The organism is Pseudomonas sp. NPDC098747 (assembly GCF_044760045.1).
In the GTDB taxonomy this organism is placed as follows: domain Bacteria; phylum Pseudomonadota; class Gammaproteobacteria; order Pseudomonadales; family Pseudomonadaceae; genus Aquipseudomonas.
This window is the reverse complement of sequence record NZ_JBIWAL010000014.1, coordinates 81,361-103,523: the sequence shown is the minus strand read 5'-3', so window position 1 is coordinate 103,523 and position 22,163 is coordinate 81,361. Positions and strand designations below refer to the sequence as shown.

Annotated in this window: 21 protein-coding genes and 4 pseudogenes; 8 read left to right on the top strand and 17 right to left on the bottom strand. The window is 54.6% G+C overall.

The window, feature by feature from the left end; all coding sequences use genetic code 11:
• Nucleotides 1-289 precede the first annotated feature (289 nt).
• A complete protein-coding gene (locus tag ACIQVE_RS11880) occupies nucleotides 290-2,191 on the top strand; it encodes a potassium transporter Kup (RefSeq protein WP_402808171.1) in 1,902 nt (633 codons plus the stop codon).
• Nucleotides 2,192-2,325: 134 nt separating this feature from the next.
• On the opposite strand, the gene ACIQVE_RS11875 is transcribed toward ACIQVE_RS11880, so the two are convergent.
• From ACIQVE_RS11875 to ACIQVE_RS11850, 6 genes and pseudogenes are all read right to left on the bottom strand, one after another.
• Nucleotides 2,326-3,174 (bottom strand): hypothetical protein, encoded by an 849-nt coding sequence (locus ACIQVE_RS11875; protein WP_402808169.1) that lies wholly within the window; start codon nucleotides 3,172-3,174, stop codon nucleotides 2,326-2,328.
• 683 nt (nucleotides 3,175-3,857) lie between these two features.
• Entirely contained in the window at nucleotides 3,858-4,631 is a 774-nt protein-coding gene (locus tag ACIQVE_RS11870) for a DeoR/GlpR family DNA-binding transcription regulator (protein WP_402808166.1), read from the bottom strand.
• Nucleotides 4,632-4,686: 55 nt separating this feature from the next.
• Entirely contained in the window at nucleotides 4,687-5,688 is a 1,002-nt protein-coding gene (gene pdxA, locus ACIQVE_RS11865; protein WP_402808211.1) for a 4-hydroxythreonine-4-phosphate dehydrogenase PdxA, read from the bottom strand.
• A 5-nt stretch (nucleotides 5,689-5,693) separates the two neighbouring features.
• Complete coding sequence (locus ACIQVE_RS11860) at nucleotides 5,694-6,974, bottom strand: four-carbon acid sugar kinase family protein (RefSeq protein ID WP_402808163.1); 1,281 nt, start codon at nucleotides 6,972-6,974, stop codon at nucleotides 5,694-5,696.
• Nucleotides 6,971-7,984: a 2-keto-3-deoxygluconate permease gene (locus ACIQVE_RS11855; RefSeq protein WP_402808160.1), complete on the bottom strand. Its 1,014-nt coding sequence runs from the start codon at nucleotides 7,982-7,984 to the stop codon at nucleotides 6,971-6,973. The genes ACIQVE_RS11860 and ACIQVE_RS11855 overlap by 4 nt, the downstream gene beginning before the upstream one ends.
• A gap of 253 nt (nucleotides 7,985-8,237) precedes the next feature.
• Nucleotides 8,238-8,547 (bottom strand): annotated as a pseudogene (locus ACIQVE_RS11850) (IS4 family transposase); the annotation flags it as partial.
• Nucleotides 8,548-8,647: 100 nt separating this feature from the next.
• Between ACIQVE_RS11850 and ACIQVE_RS11845 the strand changes: the two are divergent.
• Nucleotides 8,648-8,893: pseudogene (locus ACIQVE_RS11845) on the top strand (transposase domain-containing protein); the annotation flags it as partial.
• A 25-nt stretch (nucleotides 8,894-8,918) separates the two neighbouring features.
• Here the strand turns inward: ACIQVE_RS11845 and ACIQVE_RS11840 are convergent.
• The 6 genes and pseudogenes from ACIQVE_RS11840 to ACIQVE_RS11815 all read right to left on the bottom strand — a co-directional run bounded on the left by ACIQVE_RS11840 (nucleotide 8,919) and on the right by ACIQVE_RS11815 (nucleotide 13,093).
• Nucleotides 8,919-9,380 (bottom strand): GNAT family N-acetyltransferase, encoded by a 462-nt coding sequence (locus ACIQVE_RS11840; protein ID WP_402808157.1) that lies wholly within the window; start codon nucleotides 9,378-9,380, stop codon nucleotides 8,919-8,921.
• A gap of 126 nt (nucleotides 9,381-9,506) precedes the next feature.
• Nucleotides 9,507-9,644, bottom strand: a complete 138-nt coding sequence (locus ACIQVE_RS11835; protein WP_402808154.1) for a transposase — start codon at nucleotides 9,642-9,644, stop codon at nucleotides 9,507-9,509.
• 101 nt (nucleotides 9,645-9,745) lie between these two features.
• Nucleotides 9,746-10,006: pseudogene (locus ACIQVE_RS11830) on the bottom strand (transposase); the annotation flags it as partial.
• A gap of 6 nt (nucleotides 10,007-10,012) precedes the next feature.
• Nucleotides 10,013-11,314, bottom strand: a complete 1,302-nt coding sequence (locus tag ACIQVE_RS11825) for a diguanylate cyclase domain-containing protein (RefSeq protein WP_402808151.1) — start codon at nucleotides 11,312-11,314, stop codon at nucleotides 10,013-10,015.
• A gap of 351 nt (nucleotides 11,315-11,665) precedes the next feature.
• Nucleotides 11,666-11,827: pseudogene (locus ACIQVE_RS11820) on the bottom strand (transposase); the annotation flags it as partial.
• A 63-nt stretch (nucleotides 11,828-11,890) separates the two neighbouring features.
• A complete protein-coding gene (locus ACIQVE_RS11815) occupies nucleotides 11,891-13,093 on the bottom strand; it encodes an NAD(P)/FAD-dependent oxidoreductase (RefSeq protein WP_402808148.1) in 1,203 nt (400 codons plus the stop codon).
• Nucleotides 13,094-13,439: 346 nt separating this feature from the next.
• On the opposite strand from ACIQVE_RS11815, the gene ACIQVE_RS11810 reads away from it, so the two are divergent.
• The 6 genes from ACIQVE_RS11810 (at nucleotide 13,440) to trxB (ending at nucleotide 19,605) form a co-directional block, all read left to right on the top strand.
• Complete coding sequence (locus ACIQVE_RS11810) at nucleotides 13,440-14,003, top strand: RrF2 family transcriptional regulator (RefSeq protein WP_402808146.1); 564 nt, start codon at nucleotides 13,440-13,442, stop codon at nucleotides 14,001-14,003.
• 607 nt (nucleotides 14,004-14,610) lie between these two features.
• On the top strand, nucleotides 14,611-14,943 hold the full coding sequence (locus tag ACIQVE_RS11805) for a hypothetical protein (protein WP_348124443.1): 333 nt from the start codon (nucleotides 14,611-14,613) through the stop codon (nucleotides 14,941-14,943).
• A 487-nt stretch (nucleotides 14,944-15,430) separates the two neighbouring features.
• Complete coding sequence (locus ACIQVE_RS11800; RefSeq protein WP_402808142.1) at nucleotides 15,431-16,711, top strand: hypothetical protein; 1,281 nt, start codon at nucleotides 15,431-15,433, stop codon at nucleotides 16,709-16,711.
• A gap of 17 nt (nucleotides 16,712-16,728) precedes the next feature.
• Nucleotides 16,729-16,920, top strand: a complete 192-nt coding sequence (locus ACIQVE_RS11795) for a hypothetical protein (RefSeq protein WP_402808139.1) — start codon at nucleotides 16,729-16,731, stop codon at nucleotides 16,918-16,920.
• Between the two features lie 308 nt (nucleotides 16,921-17,228).
• Nucleotides 17,229-18,104 (top strand): hypothetical protein, encoded by an 876-nt coding sequence (locus ACIQVE_RS11790; RefSeq protein WP_402808137.1) that lies wholly within the window; start codon nucleotides 17,229-17,231, stop codon nucleotides 18,102-18,104.
• A gap of 538 nt (nucleotides 18,105-18,642) precedes the next feature.
• Nucleotides 18,643-19,605 (top strand): thioredoxin-disulfide reductase, encoded by a 963-nt coding sequence (gene trxB / locus ACIQVE_RS11785; RefSeq protein ID WP_150595022.1) that lies wholly within the window; start codon nucleotides 18,643-18,645, stop codon nucleotides 19,603-19,605.
• Nucleotides 19,606-19,791: 186 nt separating this feature from the next.
• On the opposite strand, the gene ACIQVE_RS11780 is transcribed toward trxB, so the two are convergent.
• The 5 genes from ACIQVE_RS11780 to folM all read right to left on the bottom strand — a co-directional run bounded on the left by ACIQVE_RS11780 (nucleotide 19,792) and on the right by folM (nucleotide 22,153).
• The gene (locus ACIQVE_RS11780) at nucleotides 19,792-20,130 is read right to left on the bottom strand and encodes a HopJ type III effector protein (RefSeq protein ID WP_402808133.1); all 339 of its coding nucleotides are present in this window, start codon (nucleotides 20,128-20,130) and stop codon (nucleotides 19,792-19,794) included.
• Complete coding sequence (locus ACIQVE_RS11775; protein WP_402808132.1) at nucleotides 20,123-20,419, bottom strand: DUF1244 domain-containing protein; 297 nt, start codon at nucleotides 20,417-20,419, stop codon at nucleotides 20,123-20,125. Before ACIQVE_RS11775 ends, ACIQVE_RS11780 begins: the two co-directional genes overlap by 8 nt.
• Nucleotides 20,420-20,487: 68 nt before the next feature.
• Nucleotides 20,488-20,859, bottom strand: a complete 372-nt coding sequence (gene folX / locus ACIQVE_RS11770; protein ID WP_016771653.1) for a dihydroneopterin triphosphate 2'-epimerase — start codon at nucleotides 20,857-20,859, stop codon at nucleotides 20,488-20,490.
• Nucleotides 20,860-21,420: a GTP cyclohydrolase I FolE gene (folE, locus tag ACIQVE_RS11765; RefSeq protein WP_025109431.1), complete on the bottom strand. Its 561-nt coding sequence runs from the start codon at nucleotides 21,418-21,420 to the stop codon at nucleotides 20,860-20,862. It lies immediately after the preceding gene.
• A 22-nt stretch (nucleotides 21,421-21,442) separates the two neighbouring features.
• Complete coding sequence (gene folM, locus ACIQVE_RS11760; RefSeq protein ID WP_402808128.1) at nucleotides 21,443-22,153, bottom strand: dihydromonapterin reductase; 711 nt, start codon at nucleotides 22,151-22,153, stop codon at nucleotides 21,443-21,445.
• Between the last annotated feature and the right edge of the window lie 10 nt (nucleotides 22,154-22,163).

The window sequence follows — 22,163 nt, the reverse complement described above, 5'->3', positions numbered from 1 at the left end:
TGCTGCCTGTTGCGAAGAGCTGCAATCGATCCATTGCGTAAATTCATAACTAAGTTAAAGGGGGCAATATACGGTTCTGACCTAAACTAACGTTTGAACCGCTTGTGAAATATGAGATTACTCACCTAAATTTTTTACGATTTTTTTACGGTAGGCGTTTTTACCCGCAACGATACTGGCCGCGATTTTTTAGATCGTCCATGTGCCAAGCATTTCCACTGGCCGTGGCAAATCGTATTGCCCAAGGATGGCATGCACGTTCTCCACCGTAATTTGAGAGAAGCGACCCTTGAGCGAATCAGTGACCAGTACAAATGCAGATTCCCAATCCAAATCGTCAGGAGTGGGCTTGCTTGTCGCCGCTGTCGGCGTGGTTTACGGGGACATTGGCACCAGCCCCCTCTACACACTGAAAGAGGTGTTTTCCGGCCACTACGGAGTCCAGGTAAATCACGACGGAGTGCTAGGCATCCTGTCGTTGATTTTTTGGTCATTGATCTGGGTAGTCTCAATCAAGTACGTGCTGTTCATTCTGCGTGCCAACAACCAGGGTGAAGGGGGGATCATGGCGCTAACGGCATTGGCCCGCCGCGCTGCAGCACCCTATCCACACATGAGCAAGGTATTGGTTCTGCTCGGTCTGTTCGGTGCGGCACTGTTTTACGGGGACAGCATGATCACCCCGGCTATTTCGGTGCTCTCTGCGGTTGAAGGACTACAGCTAGCATTTGACGGCATAGAACACTGGGTTGTGCCCTTGTCAGTGATCGTGCTGGTGGCGCTGTTCTTGATCCAAAAGCATGGCACGGCTCGCATCGGTATCCTGTTTGGCCCAGTGATGGTGCTGTGGTTTGTGGTGTTGGGTGCGCTAGGGATCTACGGTATTTTGCAGCGCCCGGAAGTGCTTCAAGCGCTCAACCCGGCTTGGGCAGTGCAGTTCTTCTTGGTTCATCCGGGAATGGGGATCGCGATTCTGGGTGCCGTCGTGTTGGCATTGACTGGGGCTGAAGCGCTGTATGCCGACATGGGGCACTTTGGCCGCAAGCCAATTGCCCGTGCCTGGTTCATTTTGGTGTTGCCGGGGTTGGTACTCAACTATTTTGGTCAAGGAGCCTTGATCCTGGGAAACCCGGAGACCGTGCGTAACCCGTTCTATCTGCTCGCGCCTGAATGGGCTCTGTTGCCGATGATCGCGCTCTCCACACTGGCCACGATCATCGCTTCTCAAGCCGTGATCTCCGGTGCTTTCTCCCTGACTCGTCAAGCCATCCAGCTGGGTTACGTCCCTCGTATGTTTATCCAGCACACCTCCAGCCAGGAGCAGGGGCAGATCTATATCGGTACGGTTAACTGGGCGTTGATGGTTGGTGTCGTGCTGCTGGTAATTGGTTTCGAGTCGTCCAGTGCGTTGGCCGCAGCTTACGGTGTCGCTGTGACGGGGACCATGCTGATCACCACCATCTTGTCCTCAGTCGTCATCCTGCTCCTATGGAAAACACCGCGCTGGTTGGCCGTCCCGATGCTGCTCGGATTTTTGCTGGTAGACAGTCTGTATTTCGCGGCCAATGCACCGAAGATTTTTCAGGGCGGAGCGTTCCCGGTGATTGCCGGCATCGGCCTGTTCATATTGATGACGACTTGGAAGCGGGGCAGGAAGATTATTGTTGAGCGGCTGGATGAAACTGCGCTTCCTCTACCGTTATTCATCGCCAGCATCCGTACGCAACCTCCCCATCGCGTACAGGGCACGGCGGTGTTTCTGACGGCCAGGGCCGATGCTGTTCCTCATGCGCTGCTGCACAACCTGCTGCATAATCAGGTTTTGCATGAGCAAGTGGTATTGCTCACCGTAGTGTCTGAAGACAGCCCTCGCGTTAGTGCTGAGCGGCGGTTCGAGGTTGAAGCCTATGGTGAAGGCTTCTTCCGGGTCAGTCTGCATTTTGGTTTTATCGAGGAGCCGGATGTCCCCTTGGCGTTGAGTCTCTGCCACCTGGCTGAGCTGGATTTCAGTCCGATGCGCACGACTTATTTCCTCAGCCGAGAGACGGTGATTCCGACTAAACGCATAGGTATGGCCCGTTGGCGAGAAAGCCTGTTCGCATTTTTGCTTAAGAACGCCAATAGCAACCTGAAATACTTCAAGTTGCCGCTGAATCGGGTGATAGAGCTGGGTACGCAGGTCGAGATGTAAAAAACTACCAAGCAAGCCTGCATTGGCCGCTTGTTGTATTCGGCAGAATACCCGTACGTTATGAATGACTGCTTTTGGCCGATTGCTGCCGGTTAGGACGGGCAGCTATCGGCCAATGGAGGCGTCGGGCTAGCCTATTCGAAGCTACCAGTACGCTCGCGCTCTTCTTCGTCCTCACGAAGCTCTTCCGCTGCGATTCTTCGTTCGAGGCTCGCTCTAGCTGTCGCCAATAATGGCTTCAGCTCTTCCGCGTTGCCGAGATTCAGTGCGTCGAGAAGCGGAATCCGTTTCTTCAGGATCTCGGCCAAAGACCCGGACCAGCCTGAAGGCGTAAATCGCATTAAATAGCACTCGATTACAGTCTTTTTATCAGGAGCATTAGCGAGCACAGCGAGCGCGGCTTCCGAAATAACCAACTCAGAATCGTCCACAGAGTCGATATTGGCATGCTCTTCACTCGCTCGACTTCGAGTATCGAATAGCTTACAGCTCCGTGCCGCGAACACGTAACGATCAGACGGCGAGGTATTACACCAATCGATCAATACATCCACTGGGACTACGCTGAGTGCTGTCTCTTTCCGATCACTGTAAGGGCGCCCAATCACCGGCGACATCTGATGGTAGTGAGCTTCTTCACCGGGAACATAGATCGCGTCGAGCGCTCGTCGCGGTATGTGCCTGAGAAACGGCGAGATGGCGTCTTTGATGGCATCCCTATCGGAATAACTACATTCCTTCGTGCGCGCAAAGGCAACTAGACCGTTCAATACCTCCAGCGCTGCTTCGGAAGAAGCTAATCGCTTCAGCGAAAACTCCAATATGCTCTCAAGGCGGTAACCGCTATTGGTACGATTCCCAAGAACCTCTCCCCATTCGGCTGAGCCCAGAAGATTTAGGCAGGTTGCCGCCAGGGCCCCCTTATACGCATCATCGTGATCTGCCGCGCAGTGGACGACCATGGAAAGGACGTCGAGAAACACGACACCACCATCAGGCAGCATTGCTATCGCAGAAAGCAACTCGCCAATCTCTGCAACAGAGAATGAGTCGGTTTGTCTGCCCATCCCGAGATAGGAGTATTGCCAGGCAGGAGTATTTCCAGCCTTGATTGATTGGAGGGCATACCTAAAGCCATTCTGGCTTGTTGCTCACACCTATATCCCTATATGCCCCTCTCTCATTTTCCGTGAAAAAGGTAATCATATTTACTGTTACTCCCGCTATAGACCCAATAAATATTGGATGAAACGTCATGTAACTGAGTTTCTGTTACGGAACGGTCATATTTCAGGATGAAAAATTCACTTCTAATATTGATAGTCGGCACGTTGATCGCCCCAGTCGAGCCAAGGTTCCTCTTTTTTGCCGCGCCTCCAATTGTTGACTTCTGTCGTTCATGCATGTGTATCCCTAGCAGGCAACCTGAATCAGGTAGCAGCCATAAAGAAGAGCGGCAGTTGACCCAAGCAGTCATTCATTTTCATGCAGAAGCAAACAAGGCCGTAAATGGCGGCCTTGTTTTATCCAGGGTGTTACTCGTGTTACATAAATGGGATTTTAGCGACATGAGCATAAAAACCGCTTTCCGTAGGAGCCCGGCTTGCCGGCGATGGCGATTTTGGAGACGCCATCGCCAGCAAGCCGGCTCCTACAGTTCGGTGTTTTAATCGACGATCACAGTCTCTACGGTGATTTGCTTGAGGGCATGAAACGGTGCGAGAGCAGCGTCATCAGCTGTCGCCCCGGTAATCAACCGCCACTCCCGCTCAATCGGCGTCCAATGCTGCTGCCGAGCACGCCCGAGCTTGTCGGTGTCGGCGAGGACAACAATCTGCGCGGCCCGCTTGATGATGCATTCCTTGAGATACGCCTGCTGCGCACTCGCCTCGCACAAACCAAACTCCGCAACCACGCCGTCCGCACCCAAAAAGGCCTTGTCGACACTCAACCGACTCAACGTCAGCTCCGCCAACGGCCCCAACGTGCTCATGCTCGAACCACGCAAATCGCCGCCGATCAAGGTCAGGCGAATACCCGGCGCGTTGGCAAGGGTCATGACGGCCAGCAGGTTATTGGTGACTACGTGCACGTCTTGCCGCGAACACAGATGATGCGCGAGCGCAGCACAAGTGGTGCCGCCGTCGAGCAGCACCGTATCGCCGTCCTGAACGTGAGCCGCCGCCGCTTGGGCGATGGCGTCTTTCTGTTCCCATTGGGACGTCTTGCGCTCTTCGAGTGATGCTTCTGGTTCATGCACGCCCACCACGGCAGTGGCGCCGCCATAGGTGCGCACCAGGTGCCGCTGCTTGGCGAGCATGGTCAGGTCACGTCGCACCGTTGCTTCGGACACCCCGAGCGCCGCGCTCAATTGCTCGACGTTGGCATCGCCAATGCGTACGAGGTCGAGGATGGCGCGGTGGCGTTCGGAGGCTTTCATAGCGGGTCTCGTTGTGTGGACGGTGGTCGATCTTACACGACCGCGCCCGTGGGCCTCATCCCCGACGCGTGGCAAGCTCCGCACCCTGACGCAACGCTTCGAGCAGGCTGCGTTCATCGGCGATGCCTTTGCCGGCGATATCGAAAGCGGTGCCATGGTCGACCGAGGTGCGGATCACATCAAGACCCACGGTGACGTTCACGCCGGCTTCCAGGCCGAGCACTTTGACCGGACCGTGGCCCTGGTCGTGATACATCGCGACCACAAGATCGAAGTCGCCGCGTCCGGCGCGGAAGAACAGCGTGTCGGCCGGTAATGGGCCCGTCACGTCGAGGCCACGTTCCTGCAACAGCTTCACCGCAGGAATGATTTTTTCTTCTTCTTCGCCATAACCAAACAAGCCGTTCTCACCAGCATGCGGGTTGATCCCGCACACGCCGATCCGTGGTCGGGCGATGCCGGCCTTGATCAATGTGTCATTGCCGCGCTCGATGGTGCGCTGTACCAGGCCCGGCTCGATCTTGCGGATCGCGTCGATGATGCCGATGTGGGTCGTGACGTGAATCACCCGCAGCTGCGGCGCCACCAACATCATGGACACTTCGTCGACATTGGTCAGGTGCGCGAGCATTTCGGTATGGCCGGGGTATTTGTGGCCACCGGCGTGTAGCGCTTCCTTGTTCAGCGGCGCGGTGCAAATTGCATCGATTTGCTTGGCCTCGGCGAGTTGCACGGCACGGGCGATGTATTGATAAGCAGCGTCGCCGGCAATGGGCGACAGCTCGCCGAACGGCAAGTCGTCGGGGATCAGGTCGAGGTCGATGCAGTCGATGACGCCGGCTTCGTATTGCGCCTCGGAGGCGTCCTTGATGCGGCGCACTTTGGCGCTGCCATCGATGATGGCATTGGCCTGCTCAAGACGGCGCGCATCGCCGATCACCAGCGGCCGGCATTGTTGGTAGACGATGTCGTGAGTCAGGCTCTTGACGATGATTTCCGGGCCGACGCCCGTGGCGTCACCCATGGTGATGCCGATGACGGGGAGGTAGTTGCTCATAGTGTTCATTCGAGTCCTTGGATTCGTGTGCGTTGGGGCGGGGAGCGATCGGCGCTTTCGCCCAAGTGTTGCCATGCCGCATACAAGGCGTGATCGGTGCCGAACGCGCCGGCCTTGGTCACGATGCCGGGGCGATGACCCTGCCGGGAAATGCTCGGTCGCGCGAAGGCGACGCCGGCTTCGATTTCGGTCAGCAGTTGCAGGCTGTCAATGCCGACGGTGGTCAATATGGCGCGCGCCGTCTCGCCGCCCGTGGCGATCAGGCCGCCAACCTTGGTGAAATGTGGTTTTACCAGTTCGGCCAGCATGGTTGAGAGTTGCGCGCCCTCCTGGGGATCGAACGCTTCATCGCGGCCGATGCGCAGCAGCAGGTCACTCCAGCCATCCAACTGCTCGCCGATACGCGATTGCCAGAGCACCCAATCGCCATGGGTGGTGCCTTGGCGAAGGACCTCGGGCGGGACTTCCAGTTCGCTTACTTCGCCACGTTCTTTAAGCAATGCGCACTGCCGTTCGCAGACGCCAGAAAGGCTGCCGACGAGTATCAGAATCGGCGCCTGACTTTTTTCGACAGCATCGGGTTCGATGCCCGTGAAACGTGCTTTGGTGACATCCGGAAGGCTGGCAATTTCCCGCGCAAGGCCACCCGAACCGACCCAGAACAGCGGCTGATCCATCGACGCGGTCAGGCGAGCGAGGGTCAGCAGGTCATCCTCGGTTTGTGCATCGACGATTAACGCCTGGGTGCCGCTGCGAGCTACTTCGGCTATGTGCATCGCGAGTGCTTTTTGGTCACCGCGCAAGGCATCAAGATCGAGCCTGGCGGTGCTCAAGCCTGCGGCGATGAGCATTGCCTCGACATCGGCCGGGCGGTCGGCGTTTTCAAGTTTCCAGGTATCCGTGGTTTCCAGCGGCTGGCCGTTCACCAACACTCGACCACCGCGTAACGTGCGCCCGGTAGCGGGAAACGCTGGGGCCACGATGGCCAGACCCGCCAACGGTTGCAGGGCGGCGACTTCCGCCGCCCAATTACCACGCAATGTCGAGTCGATTTTTTTATACAAACGCTGCCCAGGTTGATGCAGTGCCTTGTACGCAGCGACGGTGCGCTCGGCGGCCTGCGCCGGTGAGAGGCGCCGGGTATCCGTATCGGCGGCGATCACCTGGGCGTCCGCTTTTTCATTCAAGGGATCAAGCGTGACCACCGTTTGCAGTCCCGCGCTCGCAAAGCCGATGGCGCAATCGGCCGCACCAGACAGATCGTCCGCGATGATCAGAATCCTCATCGCAAGGCCTCCTGCTTTTGCGGTTCGACCCCCACCGCCGGTGCGATGGCAGGGCTGCGCTGCTGCACGCGCTTGGCAACAGCGGCGGTGAGCAGCGGCGCGAGGATCGCGGTGACCACGACGCACGCAGCCACCAGAATTGTCGCGCTCTTGGCCGCTTCGGCGTACACCGGATTGGCCGCCGCAATCAGCGCAGGGACGGCGGCGGCATTCCCGGCCGTAGTGGCTGCGGCAACACCGGCGACGCCCGTGCCGCCGGTCAAGCGGTCGGCGAAGAACAGCGGGATCCCCGTCAACACGACGACGGCCACACCCATCCCGAGACCCAGCAAACCGGCTTGCCAGACGTTATGTAAATCCAGGCTGGCACCGAGGGCAAGGGCGAAAAACGGGATCATGACCGGAACGGCTTTGGCCAGAAAATCGCGCATGTCACGGTCGAGATTGCCCAGCAACATACCGAGCGCAAGCGGCAGGATACTGCCCACCAGGGTTGGCCAAGGGAATGCCGACAGACCGGCGATGCCCAAGGTGACCATGGTCAGGAAGGGACCGGACTCCAGCGACATGACCGAATACGCGCCGACGTCTTCGGAGCGACCGTACTGCCCCATCAGCGCCATGTATAAGCCGCCGTTGGTGTCATTCATCGCAGCGACGATGGCCAATGTCGAGATACCGGCGAAGAGCCCTGAAGAAACCGGCTGCTCGCCCAGAAAGTGACCGAGCACAATGCCGATCAGAACGGCGATACCGACTTTGGTTGCCAGCAGCGTGCCGCCCTTCTTGAGCAAGTAAGGCGTGGATTTGATGTTGATGCTCGCGCCCATGCAGACGTAGAACACCGCGAGGATAGGTAGTGCACCAGTGAACAGCGCATTGGTGAATGAGCCGAAAAACTTGGGTGTGTCGGGCAGGAACGTTGCCACCAGCGAACCGATCAGCAGGGGCACGATCATCATGCCGCCCGGTATGCGTTCAATGGTGCGCTTGATAGGAATCTGGGCCACGAGGGTCTCCTTTTATAATTGTTTGGCAAGACATACTTCACCTCGAAAATGACTGCACTGATCAGGCAATGATCAGTTCAGTCAAATCGATCTTAGGATATCGGTGACAATTGCGCAAACCAATCATTCAAATGATCGTTTCGATCATTCTGGATGGAGAACTCCGGTGAGGAGGATGACCCTAATCGCCCTTTAGCGCAGGCTAGAGGCCTGCAGCGCTCACAAAAAAGCCCCGAACCAGTCGTAATGCTGTTCACTTAAGAGGGGCAGCCTTACGGTCTACAGGAAACCGGGTTTTTGAAATCTTCACCGTCCTTGGCCTCGAAGGCCTTGTGCGGTGATCCAGAAACAGTCCCCCTATCTGCTCTCAACTCAGCCAAACGTTTTCCTGTGGCTGAAATCGGGTTGGCCGCTGCCATCACTATCAGTTGCACGGCGATGTACTGACAAACTGGTTTGAAACGGATGTCCGTGGGTGCTCGGCCAAACGCCACCGCCGCCTGACTGGCCTCTCGACGAATCACGTTGTAAGCCAGCAAAAGCCCCGTAAGGGGCTGGGGGACACACCTTCCTCGCCCGGCCGATAAGGGCGATTGTGTCCGCGTATTTTTAAGCGGACGCAATTGCCCTTAACGCCAGGATCGCCATGCGCCAACGTAAGTCGTACCCATTGACAATAATTGGGCCGAGAACCAGATCCGGCCGTGGGCTCTTGGACGCAAGAACTGGCTCTTTGCAGAGTCGCTACGCAGCGGAAAACGGGCGGCGGCAATCATGAGTTTGATCCAGTCTGCGCGGCTGAATGGGCATGATCCTTATATTTATCTGAAGGATGTTCTCAAGCGTCTGCCGACGCAGCGGGCCAGTGATATTGCGCAGTTGCTGCCGCATCAGTGGGCGCCTGTTTGAGCTACGCAAGGTGAGTACGCTTAGGTTAAGTTGAGCTTGGTGACGTGAGAACCTTTTCGAAATAGACGCGCTTGAAACCGTCCTCAGTGCGTTGCGCCACTTTCACATACCCAAGCTTGGGGTAAATCAAGAGATTGTCGGTCATCATCTCATTGGTATAAAGATGCACGGCATTCATACCGAGCTGCCGGCCGGCGCTTTCACAAAAGCTAATTAGCGATCTGCCCACACCGAGTCCGGCTGTACTTGGCAGGACTGCCACATTTTCCAGCAAGATATGCCCCTCCTTGGCATAGAACACAACGAAGCCTTGGAAGGTGGCTTGCTCATCCGTCGCAACATAGACGACGCCAGCAGAAATCTGCGCTGCAAAATCAGCAAGCATCGGGGCTGGTTTGCGCCCAATCGCTGGCACATAACGAGCATAGGCTTGTTCGGCGCAATCTCTGATGTTGGGCTCGTCGCTTATCTCGGCTAATCGGATCATGGCTGTCTCTTTAATTGCTGGGATTTAATATTGTCCGACTGACGCCCCCGTCACAACACCTAAGCCGACTTCCATGACCTTCCGAATTTAGCAACTAGCTGCTGTTAGTTGACCGGCGCGCCAGTCTCATCTCGCAAGGTGTTTTGGCCGGACGGTTACGATGCCATGCCTGATGGCAACGCTGGAAAGAGTAGCCCCCGGTTGCAGGCATTCCTGAACAACTTGGGCTTTGAAGGGTTTTGGATAGGAGCTTCGTTGGCGCATGGAAATCTTGACGTTAAGGGCGATCGCGTCCGCTTAAAAATACGCGGACACCATCGCCCTTAATGCTGGAGTTCGGAAGGTGACTTGGCCGGACGCTTACAAAGCCCCCACACTTCTTGATAGATCAGCTCGACTTTTTTACTGCGCAAGGTCATGGCGTTCTGTTGCATCGAACTCTTGATGTCTCTGAAGCCCAACTCGATTTCCCAACGCTCCTGGTAAAGTTTGGCAACGGCCTGGGTGGTGTAGGTCTTGGCCGGCATCGACGTCATAACAGTCTTCACCTTGCCTTGAATTTCATAGCTGACTTCGCGTACTTCCCAGTGCGTTGGAAGAGTCGGGTTTCGCTTTCTGGCCTGCGGCAACCGCTACAAGTCGGGGTATTTTTCGGCGTACAAAAACTTGTTTTTGCCCGTTTTTTTGGCCAGGTACATGGTTTGGTCGGCCACCCTCAGCAGCTGATCCGCTCTTTCTGCCCCCGAATCGAAGACCGCCACACCTACACTGGCAGAGATACTTTTTTGTTGGCTGAAAAGAGAAAATGGCTGACCGATTGCAGTGATGATTCTTTCAAGAACGGTATCGGCTTCCTGAAGTGTCCTGACATTGATCAGCACAACGACAAATTCGTCACCGCCGATTCGGGCCAGTATGTCACCTGCGCGCAAGCAAGACTGTAAGCGTGTAGATGCTTCTTTTAGTAGCTGATCCCCCGCCGCGTGGCCTAGGCTATCGTTGATACCCTTGAACCCATCGAGGTCCAAATAGCACACCGCAATTTTCTCATCATGGTTGAGGGCGTTGTGGATGGCCTGTGTGAGTCTAATGTCCAGCAAGCGTCGGTTGGGAAGTTCAGTTAAGGGATCATACATAGCGATGTCGTGGAGCTGTTTGCGCTGCTGTGCCAAGGTCGAGACTGAAAAGGCAAGCCAGGCCATCAAGACTGATCCGAACAGCACAAGAAAAAATTTAAAGAACGTATTGCTTTGCTTCGCCCAGTGGCCAGTTCTGGAAATACTCAGCTGCCATAGCGCACCGCTGATCCTGATGTTTACATTCTGCACGACAGCACCCAGTGACGCCGCGGAGGACTGGATAATTTCCTCCTGATGGGTTTCGGCGTTCATCCCTGAAAGACGGTATGCGTAGCCTTGGCCTTCCAACGAACTGAGGTTGGCATCGCTTAACGCATCAGGAAACTTCAAGGTGACCACGGTGCAACCCCAAAAATAGCGAATGCCGTTAGCGCTTTTTAGGAATACCGGCAAAAGGCCGATGGCCCCCAGGGGTCCTTGAATCAACTTGAACGGGCCTTCAAACTGCACGTCTCCCTCACGTAGGCGTTCCAGAGCCACGTCCCGGTCTTGCCCCTCAAACAAGTCGTGGTCTTTGAGAAGGGTGTTGGAGACCGCAGGCTCGATCTGCCGGATCACGCCTTGCGGCGCCAGTGATAGTGCGAATGCACCCTTGTACAGGGGCAGCATGTAAGTCGCCAGAGAACTGAAGTCTTGGACATGACCATTGCCTTGGCGAACCATCACAGCCAACGCATGGGTGGACGACAAGGCATGTTCGATAACTTTTTCTATGGCGTTAGCGTAACTGTTGGCCACCTGTACGTCGTGAGCTTGCGCCACCTGCTCTTCAGCTTCATTGAGCTTAACAGTCACGCCGGCCCCTATTAATAGAAATAGACCAAATGCCACCGCCGAGACAACGTGCTTGTCGTACCGGAACAACAGTTGTATGAGGTCTTTCTTTATCTTCGATCTTATCATTGGCGACTATTCCACCTCTTACACTGCTTTGAATTCAAGTGCAAATGTGAGTTTGAGTCGCCAAGATTCGACCTGTACGCTCGGTAATCTCGACAGCTCGTTGTTATGGAGAGCCAAACCCACCATACATCAAAAATTTCACGCGAGTGACGCGACGGTTGGCGAACAGATAAGCACAGTGCGGCTTCGCCGCACCGAACACGGCGCCCACTCTGGCTAATGCCGTTTCCGTACCCGCGCGCAGCCGAAGGCGCGGGGCAGGTCTCGCCAGGGACAGCCCACGCGCATTCGGTAAAGCATTCCCTCAACTGTCATCCGCAGATGTGGCTTGTGATAAATCGCTTGTTGAAGCAGAATTTTTTCCAGCTTCAGCCAAAGCTCGTCACTGAGTATCAATCGGGGCATTGCAAACCCGCAGGATTTTTCAGCAGGAAGCGTTATCAAGATACGCCTCCCAGGGCTAGCATCTCAGGCAATGGGGATCAATGGATCCGCCGCTGCCCACGCTGCATCACGGTTGGCGGCAGGAGGGTAGATCCACACAGTGTTGATCTGCGTCTTGAGCGATTTGCCTTCCTGCCGGGTCAACTTGACCTGGCGATCCCATCCTTCGGTGTAGACCGCACCCCAGCCCCCCAAGTCCAGGCAGGTGACGTACTTGGGCTGGCTGTACGAGGTCGGATCCACACCTAAAATCTGCGCGGCAACGTTGTTGCCAGCGTGGCGGCCCAGGACGATGGCGTGCTGGCAAGTCATCAGTGCATGGTTGCCAAGGTCATCGGTGGCGGCGTAAGCAACATCGCCGGTGGCAAAGATGTCTTGCTGGCCGATGACTTTCAGGTGGGAATCCACATGCAGACGACCGAGGAAATCGCGTTCACCTGGGATCTGCTCGGTCAGCGAGCTGGCCCGCACACCAGTGGTCCAGACCACGGTCTTCGCTTCAATACGCTGACCATCGTCAAGGGTTACCCCATTTTCATCGACTACTACCACAGACGATTTCAAGCGCCATTTCACCCCTAGCTCATCGCTGGCCTCCGCGATCGACCTACTGATTTCGGCCCCCATTGACGCCCCGACTTTTTCACTACGATCCACGATGATCACTTCTATGTCCGCATGATCACCTAGTATGGCCCGCAGACGAGCCGGCATTTCGGTCGCCGTTTCAATGCCGGTGAAGCCGCCGCCAGCAACCACTACAGTATTGCGGCCTTTGCTTTCTGGAAGGCCTGCCAGGGACTTGAGGTGGTTCTCCAAACGTACGGCTTGCTCGATCTGGTCCACATCGAAGGCGTATTCCGCCACACCTTGAGTGTTGGGCATCGCGAGCCGGCTGCCAGTGGCTAGAACAAGTTTGTCGTAGCTGCGCACTTGCTTGGTGCCAGAGGTATCGATGTAACCGACACATTTTTGCTGAACGTCGATGGTCTCTGCGGCTCCCTTGATGAACTTGACACCTACCGCATCGAACAGCTCGCCAATCGGCGCGACCAGTCGGTGCGCATCAGGCTCGTAAAAACGCGGACGGACGCGCAACTCGGCCTGAGGCGCCAGCACGGTCACTTCAACGTCGTTGTGACCATGAATGTCGAACAGGCGCGTGGCACTCAAAGCCGTCCACATACCACCGAAACCTGCGCCAATAATCAGAATCTGCTGTTTCATTTTTAACCCCTGGTGGGAAGTCATGAATTCGTTAAAGAGTCACGCTTATCGGTAGCGGACGTGAAGCCGGAGCAAGGCGATCTTGGAAAACAGCCACCGTAGAAGTTCGACAAACAACGACTATATTGGTCGTAGTTTTCAAAGGCAAGATATTTCTCATGAGCCATCTGAGCGGATTTATGAAGAAAATTTTTGAGCAATGGCTACTCAATACAATATTTTCACCACAAAATTAGGCGTTAAGTGATTTTTAAAGGTAGAAGGCCCATGTCACAGCGTGCGAGGATCGTTGCCCCCCCTCACTGACCGCTGCTAATATATGCGACTAATTAAGTCGGAGATCTAAATGTCTCTTTACAGCGCGGGCGTTGAGTACGGCATTCATTGCCTGATTTTTTTGGTGGGCGCTGGCGGCGAAAGCCGTGAAGCGAGCGTGCGTGATCTTGCAGAATTGCAAGGCGTACCTCTGGATTACCTGGCGAAGATTTTCACCAAGCTGGCTAAGTCCAAACTGGTCGTAGCAACGGAAGGCGTGCGCGGAGGGTTCAAGCTGTCGAGACCTTCTGACGAAATCAGCATTCTTGATATCGTCAACGCCATCGACGGTCAGAAGCTCATTTTTGATTGCCGAGAGATTCGCGGCCGTTGTGCCCTGTTCGAAGGCTCTCCGCCTGCCTGGGCGCTAGACGGCCATTGCTCGGTTCACGCGGCGATGATGACGGCACAGAAACGCATGGAAGAAGCCCTCGCCCAACAAACCATTCTTGATCTTGCAAGAAAGGTCGGACGAAAATCTCCAACTGACTTCCCGGCCCAGGTAGGCAGATGGATAAATGATCGTCGAGAAAAGAAAAGCAGCGCGCAGACTGCTGACGACCGGACCATCCAAGTGACCAACATTTCGGACTGAGTAATCGGCGGTCTCAAGGAGCAAGTGCAGCACTTGATGTAGGGGTTGCTGTGGGTGCTGGCGTCGAATTGACCCAGTTGCCGATGGCACGCTAACCCAGCACCAATCGGGAAAATCCAGCACTGGTAATGGGTTCATAGGGTGGAAGCTTGGGTCACCAACTTTTCAGCAACTGGGTCAATCCTATGCTGGCGGCAACAGGCCCCAGTTTCAGAGAGCCTCTCAGGCCTCAAGGATGTCTATCAAGATACTGTGAGAATGTCCGCTTGTGGCCCAGACCGTGTAAAAACGTTTTTGAGCGCGTCAGGTACTCAAAACCGGACTGGAAATCGCGTTTCTACGCTAAATCCACATCTGCTGACGTGCCGATAAATTTCAGATTTAACGTAGACGCGCACACTTCAATTTTGGCGAAGCGTTTTTACACACTCTGGGCCGACAGCTGCTCGCCATGATAGGCGGCAGATTGACAGATGCTGACGCTCGCCGGTATCTGCTTTGGTGGCCTTTGTCACTTCAGGTCAGACCCTGCGACGCTTTACTACAGAGTCCGGCCATCCTGATAGAATCGATCAGGTTATAGATAACACCCTTCTGAGAAAATGGTATGAATACGGAATTGATGGAAGATGAGATGCGCCGGGCGCTATTCGGTGATTCTGAGCCCTCTGCGCCGGCAATTAACTCAGACGTGCAGGACACAGTCCCGGATGTTGTGATCGTGCAACCGGTGAAGGCAGCTAAGAAAAAGGCAGTCTCAAAAGGCTTCACACCTAGGTTGAGAGTTACCCTCCGTGTGGGAAACGAATTTGAAGGCGAGATGCACGAGATGGTGCATGAGGCCGATACGCTGAGTTCCCTAGTTGCAGAACAAGAAGCTACTAAGACGGCCAGAAAAAAATTCAGGTTTGTGGAAGTAGTCTCGGTCAAATCGATGTAAGTGGGTACTCTCACTTTTCGGCCGCTGGGCATTAAGCCGCATTCACTTACCGCGGGTCACCCAACAGATTCGTGTCGATTGAAGCCTCAAATATTTTGGGCGTTAGTCGTATCCCGGACTGGATTTAACACCATCACTCCATCCCACTCTCAATGTTTAACTGGTTGCCAACCCCAAGCCACATATCTGAGGGTGGCGACAGGCAAAAATCGACCCAAAGCTGCCTGTCACGACAGGCAGCAATCGGCCATTAGCTGACGTTCGATGAAGGGACTATTTCGGCCCAGCTAGCGTCCGCCCAATCCCGCCGATCGCGAGCGACTGTCATAGACACGTTCGGACTTTATGGGGGTTCGAGCAATCTCGAAAATTAATACGAACATCTCGCCCGATATACAAGAAAAAGGATTTTCTTACGTCAGTGGTCCTGGGAGCTGGCGATTCATCAGAAGTGAGCCATATTCAAGCTGCCATCAGGAGGAAAGCAATGACCGCAGAAATCGCTATCATGAGTCGAACTGCTGTAGTGCTAGCTGCCGACAGCGCTACGACAATCACATCATGGAAGGACGGACAACAGGAGAAGCGCTATTTTAAGGGGGCTAATAAACTCTTTGAATTGAGCAGAGTAGGGCCGGTAGGTTTGATGATATACGGATCAGCAGATCTTCATGGCGTGCCATGGGAGTTACCCATTAAGGCCTACCGAGAGTCTCTGGGGCAGGACCAGTACGATAAGCTCGAAACTTATCCTCAACGCTTTTTTGAGTTTGTTGAGAAAGAAGAAAAATTTTTCTCGGAAGAGGCAAAGTCTACAACTTTGTTCGATTTGGTTGCAGCGACTCTCTACCGACTACAAATGCGGATTGCACACCATGCTGGTGTTGAGCAACTAGAAGACCTTGCAAACAAGTCAGATGAAGAAATAGACGGTGCGCTTCAACGGAGTGAAATTGATATCGATGCGTTGCCTCTGCCCTTATTACTAAGGGATGCTGATATAGCTAACGCATATGCTAGCACTGCTCCAAAATTAGCCCCGATGGCCGGATCTTCAATATTTTTGTTCATGCAATCCAGTTCTAGAGAATTCTTAGTCACCAGATTCTTAGAGGCTTTGGCCAAACTTGCAGTCAAAGAGTTCTTTTTGTACACGGACAAAACAGGCGTGGTGGTTGCGGGATATGGAAAAGAGGAATATTTCCCCGTCCTCGAAACATTTGACTGTTATGGCTTCTTGGGTGATAGGTTGATCCTAAACAGACTATCACCAACCATAATGGACGCCAATTGTCCTGCGGTTATTCAGCCATTTGCTACTACCCACATGATTGACACATTCCGAATGGGGATTTCGCCCGACGTATTCAATACCGTCAACACATCAACCACTCAGGCGTTTGGTGAGCTGAGTGACAAGATTATTGCAGAGTTGGGTACAACGGCTACGCTTGACGCAGCGAAAAGAGCGCAGATCATTGATGAGGTAGGCACTGCGCATTCTGACCGATGGCATCAACACGTGCGGAATCAGCATATATTTCCACTGTCAACCATTGTACATTTGCTCCCGCTTCCGGAGATGGCCGGACTAGCCAAAAGCTTGATTGAGCTTGAATCGCTCAAGGAGCGGGTCACGCGTCCGTCAGAGTCAGTATCGGGGCCAATCGACGTTGCGGTCATCAGCAAGCATGATGGATTCGTGTGGATAGACAGAAAGCATTATTTTCGACCAGAGCTGAACCATCGTTTTTTTAACCGTGCATAGTGATGGAGCGCAAAACAATGAATATCCCTTTCGCCGACCTTCAATTGCAGCAGCACAGGGAGGACACGTTGAACGCTCTCCGGCTGCCAAACCAGCGTGTGCAGCCGGTTCGTCAGAACGAAGAGGCGGATATTTATGCGCAAATGGTTAAAAAACTGAATGACAAGCCGAGCGTCAAAGAGATCTTGCTTGCCTACACGCATGGTTAACGGTCGCATCAAGAAACATTCTTACTCATCTGATTTGCGTGAAGGCTCTTTTCTGTGAGGGGCCGGGTCACTTTCGACACATAGACGAGGGCCCTTTCGTTTATTGGCTGCTGGGAAGCGAAGGTCTCACAAACGCGTTTGCCATCTCCTAGCGATTAGACACTTGTGACCTTCAATGCGGCGATTAGTATTGAGGATTACGTGGTCATAGACGCTGTACGAGAAACGTCTTACCAGAGATTTTCCCTTTGATTTTATAGATCTATTCGCTATTACTTGCAACAGATACGCTGCGGAAGGAGTGATTTATGCTTTGTAATGTTTTAGAGGCTAAGGAGTTTTGCAACAACAAAACAAATTCCAGGCTAACTGAAGAAGGTGCACTGGAAAAAATCAAACAGCTTGAAGAGTATCTGAGCAATGATCCATCCGAGCACTCAAAGCTGCTTTTTGAGGAATGGATTCAAGAGATAAAAAACTGGATCGAGTCTGATGAGCGGAAAAAAGGTGAATATCCTCAAGGGATAGATCAAATAATATTGGATATTATCGAAGTTAGGGCTTTTATTTATGCCCTGCAACAAACGCCTAGCACGCAACTTCGCTTACAAAATAGTTTTTTCTGGCAGCAATGGCTTATCGGCTCTGCTCATACGATAATAGTAGGGATCGGGAAGCTGGTTTCTACGGATGCCAGAGATAATTCACTTGCAAATCTCTGGAAGGAAATCGGGGGATGGATTAAAGAAGACGGGGCTTGCGATATAGATGAGGCCCGCTTCATCGACGACTCTTTCAAAAGAAAGACGGGTTATTTTGATAATAGCAATTCCAAGGCTTTTAATTATAGGAATAAGTCAATAGCCCATAATGAGCATTCACCGGAAATTACATGGAATGATCTCGACCCTGATTTGAAAATATTGGTTAGAGCATGGTCATTGCTCGTCGCATGGTCTTCTTTTGGGATACTCAACCCTTTTAAAAGAAACCAAGAAATCTTCAATGGTTTGGAGTCATTTTTTTCGACAGAAGAAATTTCCAAGCTAGGAAGCGAACGTAACAGCTACTTATCTATGGTAAAAGACTGGAGCACTACTTACTTACATACAGGAATATCCGACCCCGGTCGCGGGGCATTTTCTGATGGTGTAAAAGTCCATATTTCGCATGGCAACGTATAACTGTTAAACGTTAGCTCTTAGATAGTGCGATAAGTACAGCCGACCTCTCCAAGGTATGGTCGATACGCTTGAGTTCTGAAGTGAAGCCGAAATCGAACGTCCGCTAATGGCCGATTGCGGCCTGTCACGAAGGCCTGCTTGCGACCCATTCGGTCAACACGTCAATCCGTCTAAGCCGCCGTATGGCTCAATCCCGATCTTGAATTAATCAGATCTCTCACCTGCGCATTAGGCAAAAAAAACGAAAATTGTTAGAGAAAAAAAATCCTTTTAAATCAGTGTCTTATTGGTTGCTAACTGTTAGTGTCATTCAGATACTGCGACGTCCATCTCATCAGTGTCTCGGCATAGAGACCACCTATGAGCTGGATTGTTAAACCGTATTTCCTTAATCTTGCCCCCCTCGATACGCTGCACCCAACTTTTTACAGGACTGTCGAGCTCATGCCTTCCCCAAGGTTATCCACAGTCCTTTTTTATTCCGCCGGCAGTCCGGCGTCCGCGCCAGCTGTATTGGCCGGTCAACAGGAGCAGATCCATGTCTGAAGTCCGTCATTCGCGAGTGATCATTCTCGGTTCCGGCCCTGCCGGTTACAGCGCTGCGGTGTATGCCGCGCGTGCCAACCTCAAGCCACTGCTGATCACCGGCATGCAGGCTGGCGGTCAACTGACCACCACCACCGAAGTCGACAACTGGCCGGGCGACGTTCACGGTCTGACCGGTCCGGTGCTGATGGAGCGCATGCGCGAGCACGCCGAGCGTTTTGAAACCGAGATCGTTTTCGATCACATCAATGCCGTCGACTTCGCTTCCAAGCCTTACAGCCTGACCGGCGACAGCGCGACCTACACCTGCGACGCCCTGATCATCGCCACCGGTGCCAGCGCCCGTTACCTGGGCCTGCCGTCGGAAGAAGCGTTCATGGGCAAGGGCGTTTCGGCCTGCGCGACCTGCGACGGTTTCTTCTACCGCAACAAACCGGTTGCAGTGGTCGGCGGCGGCAACACTGCTGTTGAGGAAGCCCTGTACCTGGCCAACATCGCCAGCACCGTGACCCTGATCCACCGTCGCGAAACCTTCCGCGCCGAGAAGATCCTGATCGACAAGCTCAACGCTCGCGTGGCGGAAGGCAAGATCATCCTCAAGCTCAACGCCACCCTCGACGAAGTGTTGGGCGACAACATGGGCGTGACCGGTGCGCGTCTGAAGAACAACGACGGCAGCTTCGACGAAATCACCGTTGACGGCGTGTTCATCGCCATCGGCCACACCCCGAACACCTCGTTGTTCGAAGGTCAGCTGGAGTTGAAGGACGGCTATCTGATCGTGCAGGGCGGCCGTGAAGGCAACGCCACCGCCACTAACGTCGAAGGTATCTTCGCTGCCGGTGACGTGGCCGACCACGTTTACCGTCAAGCTATCACCTCGGCTGGCGCCGGTTGCATGGCGGCACTGGACACCGAGCGTTACCTGGACGGTCTGCAGAACGCTTCGTTCTAAGATCGCAGGCACAAAAAAACCGGCCAGTTTGGCCGGTTTTTTTATGCCCGATTTTCAGGTGCAACACAGTTCCAATGTGGGAGCGAGCTCGCTCGCGAAAGCGGTGTGCCAGTCGACAAAAAATTGAATGTCAGACCGCATTCGCGAGCAAGCTCGCTCCCACAGTTAATGGCGCTGGTTCTGAGATCAGCGGCGGGTCAGGGGTTGGGCAGTGAACTTCACACCGGCCAGACCCTGCGTGATCAACGCGCGAATATTGCCGTGATCACTGCCCTCAGGCGTGGCCACCACCGAGCGGTAATGCTCACCGAACGCCAACAGCGCTTCTTCGTCACTCAAGCCTTCCAGCAGCGCCAGACCCAGGGTCTTGCACGAGCCTTCGTTCTGCCCGGCGGCGTTTTCCACGCCACCGTTGTTGAACGCCTGAGGCTGGTAGTCATAGCCCGCGGCGATGAAGGCCAGGGTGTCGGCGAAAGCGTGTTCGCCGCTCTTGAGGCTGGCGCGCAGGGTGTTCAGGTCACTCATGGGGTTTTCCTTTGGCGAACGCCGCTTGTTGTTCGGCGCTGGCTTCTTGCTGAAACTGGGCTTTCCACTCGGCGTACGGCATGCCGTAAACCACTTCACGGGCGTCGTCGAGGCTGACCTCGATCTGGCGTTCGTCGGCTTCGGCCTTGTACCACTTGGACAGGCAGTTGCGGCAGAACCCGGCGAGGTTCATCAGATCGATGTTCTGCACGTCCTTGCGGCTGTCCAGGTGCGCGACCAGTCGGCGGAAGGCGGCGGCTTCGAGTTCGAGGCGTTGTTGCTCGGTCATGATGGGCTCTGTGCAGTCAATTCGTGGCGCGGATGATAAAAGTCTGGCGGCCAATGCGCCAGACACACTCAGCGGCTGGCAGCGAGGGTAATCGACACCGATTCGGCAAAACGCAGCGCGTGCGGCTTGTCGACTTCGACTTCGGCGTACAGCACCGATGCGTTGGTCATCACCAGATCGAGCAATTCCTGGGTCAGGCGCTCGAGTAGCGCGAAGCGGTTGCCTTCGACGTGGGCGATGATCGCCTTAGTGATTGTGCGGTAATTCAGCGCGTGATCGATGTCATTGTCACGCACCGCTTCTTGCGCGGCGTACAGGATGGTCAGGTTGATCAATACATCTTGCTTGTTGAGGATTTCGTCCTCGTTGATCCCGATAAAGGTGCGCAAGCGCAGATCCTTGACCCGGATACGCGCCATTCCCGGCTGAAGTTGTGGCATCTACTTGCTCCGTCCAATCAATTGCAGGAACTCCTGACGGGTGTTGCTCGAGTCGCGGAAGGCGCCGAGCATGACCGAGGTGTTCATGGTCGAATTCTGTTTTTCGACACCGCGCATCATCATGCACATGTGTCTGGCCTCAATGACCACCGCAACACCGGCGGCATCCGTGACCTGTTGCACCGCATCGGCAATTTGCCGGGTGAGGTTTTCCTGAATTTGCAGGCGCCTGGCGAACATGTCCACCAGTCGCGCGATCTTCGACAGCCCCAGCACCTTGCCTGTCGGAATATAAGCCACATGGGCCTTGCCGATGAAGGGCAGCAAGTGATGTTCGCATAATGAGTACAGCTCGATGTCGGCGACGATGATCATCTCGTCGCTGTCAGAGGCAAACAACGCGCCATTGACGATCTCGTCAACGCTCTGTTCGTAACCATGACACAGGTACTGCATGGCCTTGGCCGCTCGCACCGGCGTATCGAGCAATCCTTCACGGTCGGGATCTTCACCGAGGCCAATGAGGATTTCACGGTAGTTCTCGGGCAGGGAGCGGGTCATCGAGCATCCTCGCGGGGCAGCGTTATTTGACGTGCCTTCCGCCATTGACGGTCAAGGTCGTACCGGTGACATAAGGGTTGTCGAGCAGATAGCGCAGACTCTGGTAGATCACTTCGCTGCCGGGTTCGATGCCCAGCGCGGATTTGGCCAGGGCCTTGGCGCGGTATGCCGCGTCGTCGTCGGGATTGAACAATAGCAGGGCCGGCGCAATGCCGTTGACCTTGATCGCCGGCGCATAGCGGGCGGCGAACGACAGGGTCAGGCTGTCGAGCCCGGCTTTGCTGGCGCAATAGCCGATGTGCTTGCTGCTGCCTTTGCGGGTGACATCGTCGCTGATGTGGATGATGTCGGCGGGTGTCGATTGCTTGAGCAGGTCGGCGCAGTGCAGGTTGATCAGGTAGGGCGCGAGCATGTGAATATTGACCATGCGGTTGAACGCTTCGGCTTCGCTGCCCGGGGTTTCCGCCAACCAGTCGGAGGCGTTATGCACGATCGCCCGCAGGCTGTCGGTGTGGGTGTTCAGTTCGGCGATGAACGCGAGGATGCCGGCTTCGCTGGAAAAATCCGCGAATATGCCGATGGCGCCCAGATCACGCAGCGTTTGCACACCGGCACGCTCGCTGCGGTAGGTGAAAATGACGTTGTGGCCGTCTTCGAGCAAACGCTGCGCGCAGTGCAGGCCAATGCGTTGGCCGGCGCCGGTGATCAGGATCGGGGCGGAGGTTGTAGTCATGAACGGCTCG